Raw genomic sequence first — 12,842 nt, 5'->3', positions numbered from 1 at the left:
AAGGGGCGCGAGCGCCCCGATAATTCCAACACAACACTTTACGCAGAAAAACTTAAGCTTTGGCTTTGGCCGCACGCAGGTTCTGCGCCGCCTGCACCATGTTTGCCAGCGCCTGACGGGTTTCGGTCCAGCCGCGGGTTTTCAGGCCGCAGTCCGGGTTTACCCACAGACGCTCAACCGGAATACGCTGCGCCGCTTTCAGCAGTAACGCTTCCATCCACTCCACATCGGGTACGTTTGGTGAATGAATGTCATACACGCCCGGACCAATTTCGTTCGGATAATCGAACTCCTCAAACGACTCCAGCAGTTCCATATCGGAACGTGAGGTTTCGATAGTGATCACATCCGCATCCAGCGCCGCAATGGAATCCATAATGTCGTTGAACTCGCAGTAACACATATGGGTATGAATCTGGGTTTCATCCTGCGCTACCGCAGCATTGAGACGGAAGGCATCCACCGCCCAGGTGAGATACGCCGCCCAGTCGGACTTATGCAGCGGCAAACCTTCGCGCAGCGCCGGCTCATCAATCTGAATAATACCGATACCGGCAGTTTCCAGATCGGCCACTTCATCCCGCAACGCCAGCGCAATCTGCCTGGCGATAGTTTCACGCGAGACATCCTCACGCGGGAACGACCAGCAAAGAATGGTTACCGGACCGGTTAGCATGCCTTTTACCGGTTTGTCGGTCAGCGACTGAGCATATTTTGCCCACTCAACGGTAATCGCCTCCGGGCGGCTGATGTCACCGATAATCACCGGTGGTTTCACGCAACGTGAACCGTAGCTCTGCACCCAGCCATTTTGGGTAAAGACAAAGCCATCCAGGTGTTCACCAAAGTATTCCACCATGTCATTGCGCTCGGCTTCACCGTGGACCAGCACGTCGAGGCCCAGACGCTCCTGCTCCACAATCGCCTGCTTAATATGTTCAGCGATACCGGTGCGGTAGCGGTTGCCGTCGAGACGACCCTGTTTGAAATCCAGACGCAGACCGCGGATCTCGGTGGTCTGCGGGAATGAACCGATAGTGGTGGTCGGCCATGCTGGCAGATTAAAACGCTCACGCTGCGCTTTGGCGCGCACCTGATAGCTGCTGTCACGCAGGCTGTCTTTACTGGTGATCGCCGCTAAGCGCTGACCCACGGCGGCGTTGTGCACCCGACTGGAGTGACGACGGGCGCGAATCGGTGCGCTCCAGGCTTCCAGAGCGGCGGGATCGTTATTGTTCAGCGCTTTAGTCAGCAGCGACAGCTCACCACACTTCTGCAGAGCGAAGGAGAACCAGCTTTTCACTTCTTCATCAAGGCGGGTTTCCACACTGAGATCGATTGGGCTGTGCAGCAGGGAACAGGAAGAACCAATCCACAGTTGTTTACGCTGGGCGATAAGCGGTTGCAGACGCTCAAACCAGCTGCTCAGATCCGCACGCCAGACGTTACGACCATTAATCACACCGAGAGACAGTAACCAGTCGGCTGGCAGTTGCGCATTCAGAGCCGCCACGTCATCTTTGCCGTGCACCAGGTCGATATGCAGACCGTTAACCGGCAGGGCGCGGATGGTGTCGAGGTTCTGGCCGATACTGTCAAAATAGGTGGTCAGCAGTAATTTAGTCGGGCCCTGCAGCGCATCGCAGGCTGGTTTGAACGCCTGTAACCACGCTTCAGGCAGCTCCAGCACCAGCGCAGGTTCGTCGATCTGCACCCATTCGATATCGCGTTTTGCCAGTTCAGCCAGTACCTGCTGATACACCGGCAGGATTTCCTTTAACAGCGACAGGCGGTCAAAGGGTTCGCCTTTGACTTTACCCAGCCACAGGTAAGTGACCGGGCCCAGCAATACCGGTTTCACTTTATGACCCAGCGCCAGCGCTTCATCGACTTCATCCAGCAGTTGCGTCCAGCTCAGCTTAAATTGCTGGCCTTTCACAAACTCCGGCACCATGTAGTGATAGTTAGTGTTAAACCATTTCGTCATTTCTGCCGCCGCTGCCGGCTCACCGCCTGGCGCACGGCCACGGCCGAGACGAAACAGCGTGTCGAGATCGACCGAACCGTCTTTATTCTGATGGCGAGCCGGGACATTACCCAGCAGCAGGCTGGTGGTCAGTACGTGATCATACCAGGCGAAGTCGCCTACCGGCAGCAGATCGACGCCGGCATCTTTTTGTTGCTGCCAGTGGCGGGCACGCAGTTCACGGCCCACAGCCAGCAATTCCTCTTGAGTGCTATTGCCGGCCCAGTAGCTTTCCTGGGCTTTTTTCAGTTCGCGACGCAGACCGACGCGTGGAAATCCGAGTGTATGATTCAGAATGGTCATATCTTTGTCCTAAGCTAGTGAGGTCAATCTGGCGTTTTAGACGTCCAGATGTTTACACTGCTATATTGTGCAGGTAATCTGTTAACCACAAGCGCAAATTGTTCACCATCGATGTGAAGGACTCTCATGATCGAACTCAAACACCTGCGGACGCTGCAGGCCTTAAGGAATACAGGCTCCCTGGCCGCCGCCGCCGCCCAGCTCCACCAAACGCAATCGGCGTTATCCCATCAGTTCAGCGATCTGGAACAGCGTCTTGGCTTCCGGCTATTTGTGCGTAAAAGCCAGCCACTGCGTTTTACGCCGCAGGGAGAGATCATGTTGCAACTGGCGGAGCAGGTGTTGCCGCAGATCCAGCAGGCGTTACAGGCCTGCCATGAGCCGCATCAGACCACGCTGCGCATCGCGATTGAGTGCCACAGCTGTATTCAGTGGCTGACGCCGGCGCTGGACAATTTTCGCCAGAACTGGCCGCAGGTGGTGATGGACTTTAAATCGGGGGTGACTTTTGACCCGCAACCGGCGCTACAGCAGGGTGAGCTGGATGTGGTGCTGACCTCGGATATTCTGCCGCGCAGTGGCCTGCACTATTCACCGATGTTTGATTTTGAGGTGCGGCTGGTGCTGGCGCCTGATCATCCGCTGGCGCAGGTTGAACATATTTCACCGGAAGATCTCGCCAGTGAAGTACTGATGATCTATCCGGTGCAGCGTCAGCGTCTGGATATCTGGCGCCATTTCCTGCAACCGGCAGGCGTCAGTCCGGCGCTGAAAAGCGTCGATAATACCCTACTGTTGATCCAGATGGTGGCGGCACGCATGGGCATCGCCGCCCTGCCGCACTGGGTGGTGGAGAGCTTTGAACATCAGGGGCTAATCGTTACCCGCACGCTGGGTGCCGGGTTGTGGAGCCGTCTGTATGCGGCGGTGCGTGATGGCGAACAGCGCCAGCCGGTGGTGGAAGCCTTTGTCCGCTCCGCACGCCAGCACGCCTGCGATAATCTGCCATTTGTGCGCGATGCTTCGCGCCCGGGTACCCCGCTCCCGCTCCCTGCCAGCCTGCCCTGACGCTGGTGATTTTACGCCCCGCGGCCGGGAGCCATTAATGGCTCCCCTACAAGGGAGCGATGTGTATAATGCGCAGCATTGCATTTTACTAACTGAAGAGATTTCAATATGACCAATAATGACGTGTTACGCAGCGTGCGCTACATGCTGGATATGAGTGACGCTACAATGGTCAGTATTCTGGCGCTGGCAGAGAGCGAAGCCTCTGTCGAAGAGATGCAAGCCTTTCTGAAAAAAGAAGAGGAAGACGGTTTTCGCGCCTGCCCTGACGTGCTGATGGGCTACTTCCTCAATGGCCTGATTTTCTCTCTGCGCGGTAAAAGCGAAGAGGCGCCGGTACCCTCCGTCGAGCGCAAGATGACCAACAATATCATCCTGAAAAAGCTGCGCGTGGCTTTTAATCTGAAAACCACCGATATTACCGAAATTCTGCAACTGGCGGACTTTGCCGTCTCTCAGGCAGAAATTGGCGCCATCTTCCGCAAACCCGGGCATAAAAACTACCGCGAATGCGGCGATCAGATCCTGAGAAACTTTTTAAAAGGGCTGACCATGAAGAAGCGACCGGCGGTAAAAAAAGCCTGATCGTGCTGACAGTAACCGGAGCGCATACGGTCGCTCCGGTGGTAACCTGATGATGTTATGCCCGGACGGTTTTGCCGATTACCCAGCGTTTATGTACCCACAATGAAGCGCAAATGACCGCCGCACCAATAATAAAACTGGTCCAGTGTGGCTGCTGCTGCCAGATCGCCAGATTGACCAGCAGACCAGCCGGAACATGCATATTGTTCATGATCCCCAGCGTGCCCGCGTCCACCTGGGTTGCGCCGTAGTTCCACATAAAATAGCCCAGCCCGGAAGCGGCAACCCCCAGCCAGACCAGAATGCCCCACTGCAGGGTGGTGGTTGGCAATTTATGCGGGTTACCCCACAGCAACCAGGCGATAATCGCCACCATCACCGCGCCCATATAGAACCACGAGAAGGCGGTATGCTGCGGCATCGGACGGATTTCCTGCAACCGCTTGTAACCCACCATGCCAATGGCAAAGCACAGGTTCGCCAGCTGTACCAGCAGCAGGCCGAACCAGAAATGATCGCTGACTTTGTCGTAACGAATAATCGCCGCCCCCAGCACCGCCAGCAGCGCGCTGAGCGCATACCCTGGTCGTATACCGCGCCCGCTGAGCAGATCGTAAATCAGCGTGATATAGAGCGGCGTCAGCACGGTAAACAGCAGGAATTCTGAGACGCTGAGATAGAGATAAGCCTGGAAGCTGAATAAATACATGATCCCCAGCTGCATCGCCCCCACTGCCATATACAGCAGCAGCGTCGACAGCTTATGGCCACGCCAGCGCAGAAAAGGCAGGAACACCACGGCGGCCAGCGCCAGGCGCATCAGCACCGAAAACCAGCTATCGACCTGACCTGCCAGATACTCGCCGATCAGACTAAAGGAAAACGCCCAGAGAATGGTGGTGGTAATCAGTAATGCCACAATAAGCACCTGTCAGAAAAAGAGGGCGCTATTGTAACCAATTGCTGTCAGGCAGCAGCAAGTTTCTGGTTGACAAGCGGTCAAATAAACAACATCTCAGGCCGCCACCGGCGGAGCGGCGGCGCCCTGGTTGCGACCCGGCAGCGCTACGCCAGGAACAGCTTACGCAGATAGTGCGGCACTGCATCATCGACATTGCTGCCAATCACTTCCAGCTCCGGCAGCAGATCTTTCAGGCGCTGATGCGCATTGCTCATAATGCAGCCTTTGCCTGCCATCGCCAGCATCTCTTTATCATTCAGCCCGTCGCCAAACGACACGCACTCCTTCAGCGAGTAGCCGAGGGTTTTTGCTACCGCTTCCAGCGCATGTCCTTTCGAGACACCACCGGCCATGACTTCCAGGCAGGTAGGAAATGAGAAACTGACATTCACCCGATCGCCCCAGCGCGCCAGAATCGCCTGTTCCAGCGGTAATAATGCGTCGGCATCGTCGCAGGTGAAGAACACCTTGCTGACACCATCGGTATCCAGCATGCCCGGTTCAAACAGGTTGTAATTAAAGATCGACTCACGGAAAAAACGTTTCTCTTCCGGACGGTGGCGGTTGATAAACCACTCGTCATCGCGATAGACGTTGGTGAGAATATTTTGATCGTGGTATTTAATGGCAAACAGATCGTTTGCAATATCGCCAGCCAGGTTATGGCTGAAGACCAGCTCACCGGCGGTATTGTGCACGCGCGCACCGTTAGAGGTGATCATAAAGGCATCGATTTCCAGATTATCGCGCATCTGTGATACGTCGATATGGTGACGTCCGGTAGCAAACACGAAATGGACGCCGCGCGCGGTTAATAACTTCAGTGTTTCTTTGGTGTAAGGCGTCAGTCTGTGATCGGGCGATAGCAGCGTGCCATCGAGATCGGATGCGACAACGTGATACATAATGCTTTCAAACCTCTGGTTAAAGAAGGAGATCAGGCGTACCTGACATAAATCTGAGTAATGTGGCTAACTATGCCGCGCGAAAAAATCCACGATGGCATCTAAGGCTTCGGCACGCATATCGTCTCTTTCAAACAAGATCTCATGGCGCGCGCCAGCAATAACACGAGGTTTGCCCCCTTCGCAGGGATGGCCTGCGGCACTCATTGCCTTGCAAAACAGATCCTGGGACCGATTATCGACGATTTTATCGTCACCTGCCTGCAGCAGCAGGATCGGGGTATGGATATCGGCGACTTTAGTTAAAATATTTTGCCCGGCCAGTAACCCTTCCCGTACCCAATGGTAGGTCGGGCCGCCGACACGAAGACCGGGGTCATCAGCATAAAAGCGCAGATTGCGGCGATAACGCTCGCGGCTGTGGGTCAGCGTATTAATCCCAAACGGGCGTGCGCGCCACTTACCGGTTCCCAGCGCATAGCCTTCGCGTATCGCCGGACGCTTCTCCGCCCAGTTAAGGATACGGTTCGCCATCCATGAGGGCATCGGTAAATAGATCCCAAACATCGGCGAGGCCAGCGCCACCGCATCAAACGCCTGCGGCTGTCGTGCCAGCAATAGCGTCAGGATGGCGCCGCCCATTGAATGCGCCAGCGCATAGCGATGGCGGTAAGCACTGTCGGCAATTTCGCGCTGCCAGAGCGCTTCTAAATCATCAACATAGTGGCCAAATTCCACGACGTGTCCGCGGTGGGAATCCTGGAGCAGACGCCCGGATCGTCCCTGGCCGCGGTGATCAATAATGATCACATCATAACCGCAATGGAACAGATCCCACGCCAGTTCGGGATATTTCACGTAACTTTCGATACGCCCCGGCACCAGCAGGACCACCTTATCATGCTGGGGCGCGGTAAAGCGCACATAGCGAATCGGTACGTTTTCGACGCCCTCAAACTCGCGCTCCTCCCGGCGATGCCAGAAATCGAGCAACGGCCCGGTGGCGAATGCAGCAAAAGCCTTCTCACGTGTCGGCCAGCTATTTCTATGCTTCGTCATCGGCAGGAATTCCGCAAAATATCATCGACGCTATTACCCGCTGCGCAGGCGATAGCAGATCGTTCCACAATATCGTATTGTGTCATAATTCTGCGCACTCAGGGAGTTTTACCCATGACCATCGAATGGTGGCTGACTTACCTTTTAACTACCAGTATCCTCAGCCTGTCGCCCGGTTCGGGCGCAATTAATACCATGAGTACCGGTATCAGCCACGGCTATCGCGGCGCCGTCGCCTCTATCTCCGGTTTGCAAGTCGGGCTTTCACTGCATATTGTGCTGGTCGGTATTGGCCTGGGCGCGCTGTTTTCCCAGTCGCTGCTGGCGTTTGAAATTCTGAAATGGGCCGGGGCCGGCTACCTGGTGTGGCTGGGTATTCAGCAGTGGCGTTCCGCCGGTGCTATCGATCTGAGTGCAGTATCCAAAGCGATGCCGCGTCGTCGTCTGTTTAAACGCGCGGTACTGGTCAACCTGACCAATCCGAAGAGTATTGTGTTTCTCGCCGCACTGTTCCCGCAATTTATTATTCCGCATCAGCCGCAGGCATTGCAGTATCTGGTGCTGGGCGTCACCACGGTCGTGGTCGATATTGTGGTGATGATCGGTTACGCCACGCTGGCGACACGGATTGCCGGCTGGATCAGAGGACCGCGTCAGATGAAATTACTTAACCGTATTTTTGGCGGTCTGTTTATGGCGGTAGGTGCGTTACTGGCGACAGCGCGAAAGGTGGCGTAATCCGGTGGGGCCGATCTGATGATATGGAGTCAGACCATTACGCAACTCTTGCCAGTGCGATTATCCTGTTCCCCCGCCGCCATGGGGGAATAGCTTATTTTTGACAACAGTGTGATGGCATTAAAATAATGGCATCAGAAAGTCGTACGCTTTCAGCTGTTAATATGATAGAAAATAAAACCCAGAATAATTTATCAAAATAATAATGAATAATATATTTTATTATTAATTTTTATAGTAACTGTTTTATTTAAAATTATCATACTGCTAAATAACAAACTGGTGAAAGTTAAATAAAAAGGAATTTAACCTTATATGGATAGGAATCCTGTACCTGAACGCTTTTCTCTGCAACTACCTGTCGAAAAACTGTTTTTCCGCAAACTCCCTGGCATCGAAGTGAGATCATGCTCTTTTGCGCTGGATACCGGCCGTGAGCACCGATGCACACCGCGAACGCAGGGAGCTGCCGCCACTCAGATGGACTTTATCAGCCACAGTAAAACCGACATCCCGGACAATGCCAATGCGCTGCGCTTTGAAGATAAACGCGGAGCGGAACAGCAGTGGCTGCCGGCGGAGCGGAATAGGGATGTGAACGTTAAAAACGACGCATCACGTTCTGTCGGCAGCAACCATCACCATTATGTCGGCGTCAATCAGCTTTATCGTGTGGAAACCAACCGGGTCCAGGGGGTAAACGGCGGTGAAGAGCGTTATACCGCACGGGGCAAAATAGATGCGGTTGCAGAGACCGGTGTGATTGGCTCCGGCACTACGTTGCGTCTGCAGTGCGGCGACAGCGCGATTGAGCTGAATGCATTATGAAATACACCCTTCAGGAAGGTTCATTTTCACTCTTTCCGGCCGCGTGGCAGGACAACACCATCAATATTCTGCGCGATGATAACAGCGGCCTGTCACTGGTGGTGACGCGCGGCGCCATCCCCGATGGCAGTGACGTTGAACAGGAACTGCAACGCCAGTGGGAGATGTTGCGTGCGCAGGCCGGGGAAATTACCCGGAGCGGGTTTGTGCGCGTAACGGCCGGTGCGGATAACAGCCTGCGGGCGGTGGCAGTGGAAAGCGCATTTGTGCGCAATCACCTGCCGCTGTGGCAGAAACAACTTGCGCTGCAGCTGCCGGCGAAGCCGGTCATGTTGCTGTTTACCCTTTCCGCGCTGCGTCCTTTCAGTGAGGAAGACGGACAGCGCTGGAGCGCCCTGCAACAAAGTCTGACGCTGAACGATAACCGGGGGTAAGGCATGAGCGACAGCCATGCGGCCCGCCAGGGCGACCCGATTATCCACTCCGGCCTTTTCGCCGATATCACCAGCCTGGTGGCTGAAGGGGCAGCCTGTGCCCTCGCCGGCGCGGCGGTGGCCGCTGCCGCCACGGTGGCCGCGCCGCTGCTGGGGGCCGGGGCTGTCGCCGCCGGGGTGGCGGCTATAGGTTCCGGCTGCCTGCTGAGCGGCATCATCGGCGGCGTGCTGGCGAATATGGCCGGCATCACTGATGATATCAGCGCGGCGGCGGGCGGCATCGGCGATATGATTTTCCCGCCCTCTCCGGCGGGGGTGATTGACAGCGGCTCGGATAACGTACTGATCAACGGCCTGCCTGCCGCCCGGGCGGCCGGAACCCTGACCCCCGCCGGCATCCCGCCGCCGGCGCCGCAGTCGCCGGACAGCTTTGCGGATTATGGCGGTATGCTGCTGGCCGCCGCGCAGCAGTCCGGCCGCGAGATGTGGCAGCCCACCGTCGGCTCAGCGGCGGAGGGCACCTCGCCGCGGGAGCAGGATAAGGTCGGCTGCCGGAAGCATAGCGGCCCGCAGTACCTGGCTGAAGGCTCCGGAAGCGTATTTATCAACGGCCAGCCAGCGGTGCGCGCCGGAGATCTCACCACCTGTGAAGGTAAAGTCTCCGGCCGGGTGTCGCCGGACGTGATTATCGGCGGCGAAACGCTGCGGGTGCGGGATATCACCAGCGGCAGGCAGGCGGGGCTGAACGTGGCGATGATCGCCCTGTCGCTGATCCGTGGTCGTCCCGGCAAAATCCTGAAAAATATGCCCTGTGCGCTGGTCGCGGCGGCCGGCGGGATGCTGGCGGATATGGCGTTCAGCGCGGTGTTCGCCACCCCCAACCCGGTGCATGCCGCCACCGGGGTAAAAGTTCTTAATGACGACAGCGAACTGGATTTTGCCCTGCCGGGCCGCTTTGCGCTGCGCTGGCAGCGCAGCTATAACAGCCTGACGTCCCGCTGCGGCCTGTTCGGCACCGGCTGGGCGACGGTATTTGACAGCTACCTGACGCTGGCAGATAACCAGGTAAGCTGGTTTGACGACACCGGGCGCGAGCTGAGTTTCACCCTGCCGCCGGTGGATCAGGTGCTGTACAGCCTGAGTGAGGGCGTTATCGTGCGTCGCAACGAACACGGCGATGTGGCGATTGCCGGTGACGACGGCGCGGTGTGGCGTCTTTTCCGCGCCGACAGCAGCAACCCGCAGCGGCTGCTTCTGGCCTCGCTGAGCGATGAATACGGTAACCGGCTGGAGCTGAGCCGGGACGAACAGGGACGGCTGGTGCGCATCCATGATGAGCCGCTGGCGACTGACGTCACCCTGCATTATGACCATCCCCATTTTCCGGCCCGCCCTACCGCCGCCAGTCAGTTTGATGGCGACACCCGCTGGCCGCTGGTCGCCTGGGGCTATGACGCGCGCGGCCAGCTGGCCTCGGTCACGGATGCCGGCGGCGTGGTGCGGCGTGAATATCGTTACAACGACGCAGGCCTGATGATCTGGCACCGGCTGGCGGGCGGGCTGGAAAGCGAATACCGCTGGGAAAAATTTGATCACTGGCGCGTGGTGGAAAACCGCACCAGCACCGGCGACGCCTGCCGCATCGGCTATGACCTCAGCGCCGGGCTGACCACCGTGACCGGGCAGGATGGCCTGCAGCGCCGGCACTACTGGAATGCGCAGGGGCTGATTACCCGCTTTACTGATGAACGCGGCGGGAACTGGCTCTGGGAGTGGGACGATAACGGGCTGCTGACGCGCCGTACAGACCCGTCCGGTAACGCGGTGAGCTTCAGCTATGACGGGGCGGGCAACCGGGTACAGGAGACCGGCGCCGCCGGCGACGCCGTCGCCACCCGCTGGCTGCCGCACCGTGCGTTACCGGCGGTGATTACCGCCCCCGACGGCAGCACCACCCGTTATTACTACGATGAACATCACGGGCTGGTGCGCATCGTTGACGCGCTGGGCCAGACCACGCTGCTGCGGCGCGATGAATACGGCCTGGTAACGGAAGAAGTGGACGCGGCGGGCAACGTCCGCCGCATGGATTACAACGACGCCGGGCAGGTGATCCGCTCAGCCGACTGTTCCGGGCGTATCACCCGCTATCGCTATCATCCGCTGGGCTGGCTGACGGCAGAAACTGACCCGGAAGGGGAGGAAACCGGCTATCAGTATGATGCCGCCGGGCGTCCGCTGCTGTTAACCCGCGCGCAGGGCTGGGAAGAGCGCCTGAGCTGGGACCGGCGCGGCCTGCTGCAGAGCCATGAGACCGCCGACGGTAAGCGCAGCGAGTTTCGCTATGACGCCGCCGGGCGGCTGGTCGCCACGCGCAATCCGCAGGGTGAGGAGGTGAAACACCACCGGGACAGCCGCGGCAGGCTGACCGCGCTGGAAAACGGGAACGGCGGGACATACCGCTTCCGCTGGGGGGCGGACTCGCTGCTGCTGGAAGAGACCGGGCTCGACGGCGTGGCCACGCGCTATGACTATGACGCCTGTGGTCGCACCGTGGCGCGCACCTTTGCCGCCGGTCATCCTGAGGCCATCACCCACAGCTTTGCTTACAACGCCGCCGGGCAGCTGCTGGCGCGCACCACGCCGGAAGGGCGCACCCGGTACAGTTATACAAAAGGCGGCCAGCTGGCAGGCCTGTCACTGCATCCGCCGCCGGGGGAGAACAGCCGGAGCCGCGAGGCGGAGCAGGAACTGCGCTTTGAGTACGACGCGCTGGGGCGCATCACCGCTGAACGGGGCCCGCAGGGGGCGCTGGCGTGGCAGTATGACGCGACGGGCAACACCACCTCGCTGACGCTGCCGGATGGCCGCCAGCTGAAGTCGCTTTACTACGGCAGCGGCCACCTGCTGAGCATCGCGCTGGATACCCTGCCGGTCAGCGATTTCACCCGCGATGAACTGCACCGTGAAATCAGCCGCACGCAGGGGCGGCTGACCACCCGTCGCGACTATGACCGTCTGGGGCGCATCAGGCGCCGCGACGTCTTCAGCGGCAATGCCCGGCGCCCGGCCCCGCGCCTCTGGTCCTCGCGGCTGGAGTATGACTACCGCAATAACCTGGTGCGCGACGAACGTGACGACAATCCGTTCAGCCACAGCCGCTGGCAGTACGACGATGCCGGATATCTGCTGACGCAGGAAGGGTCGCTGGCCGCTCCGGAACAGTGGCGCCGGGATGCGGCGGGCAATCCGCTGGACCACAACGCAGACCCGGGCATGAGCATCCGCCATAACCGGGTCACGCAGCTGAACGGCATCCGCTGGCGCCACGACGTACACGGCCGCACGGTGGAGAAGGACAACGGCCAGATGCGCTGGCACTACCGCTACGACGGCGAACATCGTCTGACGGAGGTGCTGAGCGAACCGCATGACCACTACCGGGCGCGCACCCGGGTCAGTTTTGCTTACGACCCGCTGGGCAGGCGCATCAGTAAAACCGTCAGTCAGCAGCTGAACGGGCAGGCGGCGGGCAAAAGCGTCACCACCCGTTTTATCTGGGAAGGATTCCGGCTGCTGCAGGAGATTCAGCACGGGGTGCCGCTGACCTATGTCTACAGCGACCCGCACAGCTATGAGCCGCTGGCGCGTATTGACGGGGTGCGGGACCCGGAGATTTACTGGTTTCACAACCAGGTGAACGGCATGCCGGAGCGGCTGACCGATGCGGAAGGCGGGCTGCGCTGGGAAGGACACAACAGCGCCTGGGGCAAACTGCTGCGTGAAACCTCGTCCCTGCGCGGCACGGGGTATGCGCAGAATCTGAGGATGCAGGGGCAGTACCTCGACAGGGAAACCGGGCTTCATTATAATCTGTTCAGATATTTTGACCCGGATTGTGCAGGGTTTACCCAGCCGGATCCGATCGGGCTGGC

At 58.5% G+C, this 12,842-nt stretch carries 10 protein-coding genes; 6 read left to right on the top strand and 4 right to left on the bottom strand.

Annotation, left to right across the window (positions count from 1 at the left end; all coding sequences use genetic code 11):
- Nucleotides 1-52: 52 nt before the first annotated feature.
- Nucleotides 53-2,329, bottom strand: a complete 2,277-nt coding sequence (gene metE, locus JWF83_RS12235) for a 5-methyltetrahydropteroyltriglutamate--homocysteine S-methyltransferase (protein WP_413650485.1) — start codon at nt 2,327-2,329, stop codon at nt 53-55.
- A 126-nt stretch (nt 2,330-2,455) separates the two neighbouring features.
- Between metE and metR the strand changes: the two genes are divergently transcribed.
- Nucleotides 2,456-3,397, top strand: coding sequence for an HTH-type transcriptional regulator MetR (gene metR, locus JWF83_RS12230; RefSeq protein WP_413650483.1), 942 nt, complete (start codon nt 2,456-2,458; stop codon nt 3,395-3,397).
- Nucleotides 3,398-3,505: 108 nt separating this feature from the next.
- Entirely contained in the window at nt 3,506-3,982 is a 477-nt protein-coding gene (locus JWF83_RS12225; protein WP_413650482.1) for a DUF1456 family protein, read from the top strand.
- A 55-nt stretch (nt 3,983-4,037) separates the two neighbouring features.
- Here JWF83_RS12225 and JWF83_RS12220 read toward each other — a convergent pair whose 3' ends face one another.
- The 3 genes from JWF83_RS12220 to pldB form a co-directional block, all read right to left on the bottom strand.
- Nucleotides 4,038-4,901 carry a carboxylate/amino acid/amine transporter gene (locus JWF83_RS12220; RefSeq protein WP_413650481.1) on the bottom strand — a complete coding sequence of 288 codons (864 nt, stop codon included), beginning with the start codon at nt 4,899-4,901 and terminating at the stop codon, nt 4,038-4,040.
- Between the two features lie 146 nt (nt 4,902-5,047).
- Entirely contained in the window at nt 5,048-5,848 is an 801-nt protein-coding gene (gene yigL, locus JWF83_RS12215) for a sugar/pyridoxal phosphate phosphatase YigL (protein WP_413650480.1), read from the bottom strand.
- A gap of 66 nt (nt 5,849-5,914) precedes the next feature.
- Entirely contained in the window at nt 5,915-6,907 is a 993-nt protein-coding gene (gene pldB, locus JWF83_RS12210) for a lysophospholipase L2 (RefSeq protein ID WP_413650479.1), read from the bottom strand.
- 114 nt (nt 6,908-7,021) lie between these two features.
- Here pldB and rhtB point away from each other — a divergent pair, with 114 nt between their 5' ends.
- The 4 genes from rhtB to JWF83_RS12190 all read left to right on the top strand — a co-directional run.
- Nucleotides 7,022-7,645, top strand: coding sequence for a homoserine/homoserine lactone efflux protein (rhtB, locus tag JWF83_RS12205; RefSeq protein ID WP_413650478.1), 624 nt, complete (start codon nt 7,022-7,024; stop codon nt 7,643-7,645).
- 315 nt (nt 7,646-7,960) lie between these two features.
- Nucleotides 7,961-8,473 (top strand): bacteriophage T4 gp5 trimerisation domain-containing protein, encoded by a 513-nt coding sequence (locus tag JWF83_RS12200; RefSeq protein WP_413650477.1) that lies wholly within the window; start codon nt 7,961-7,963, stop codon nt 8,471-8,473.
- A complete protein-coding gene (locus JWF83_RS12195; RefSeq protein WP_413650476.1) occupies nt 8,470-8,907 on the top strand; it encodes a DcrB-related protein in 438 nt (145 codons plus the stop codon). Before JWF83_RS12200 ends, JWF83_RS12195 begins: the two co-directional genes overlap by 4 nt.
- Nucleotides 8,908-8,910: 3 nt before the next feature.
- Nucleotides 8,911-12,842: DUF6531 domain-containing protein (locus tag JWF83_RS12190; RefSeq protein WP_413650475.1), on the top strand; the 3,932-nt coding region annotated here is incomplete at its 3' end.

Origin of the sequence: Pantoea sp. B65 (genome assembly GCF_047308185.1) — a bacterium.
Classification (GTDB): domain Bacteria; phylum Pseudomonadota; class Gammaproteobacteria; order Enterobacterales; family Enterobacteriaceae; genus Erwinia.
This window is presented reverse-complemented; position numbering and strand designations above follow the sequence as displayed.

Excerpts from the sequence above, each read along its gene's own strand:
- metE (WP_413650485.1), bottom strand. The coding sequence starts at position 2,329 with ATGACCATTCTGAATCATACACTCGGATTTCCACGCGTCGGTCTGCGT.
- metR (WP_413650483.1), top strand. The coding sequence starts at position 2,456 with ATGATCGAACTCAAACACCTGCGGACGCTGCAGGCCTTAAGGAATACA.
- JWF83_RS12225 (WP_413650482.1), top strand. The coding sequence starts at position 3,506 with ATGACCAATAATGACGTGTTACGCAGCGTGCGCTACATGCTGGATATG.
- yigL (WP_413650480.1), bottom strand. The coding sequence starts at position 5,848 with ATGTATCACGTTGTCGCATCCGATCTCGATGGCACGCTGCTATCGCCC.
- pldB (WP_413650479.1), bottom strand. The coding sequence starts at position 6,907 with ATGACGAAGCATAGAAATAGCTGGCCGACACGTGAGAAGGCTTTTGCT.
- rhtB (WP_413650478.1), top strand. The coding sequence starts at position 7,022 with ATGACCATCGAATGGTGGCTGACTTACCTTTTAACTACCAGTATCCTC.
- JWF83_RS12200 (WP_413650477.1), top strand. The coding sequence starts at position 7,961 with ATGGATAGGAATCCTGTACCTGAACGCTTTTCTCTGCAACTACCTGTC.
- JWF83_RS12195 (WP_413650476.1), top strand. The coding sequence starts at position 8,470 with ATGAAATACACCCTTCAGGAAGGTTCATTTTCACTCTTTCCGGCCGCG.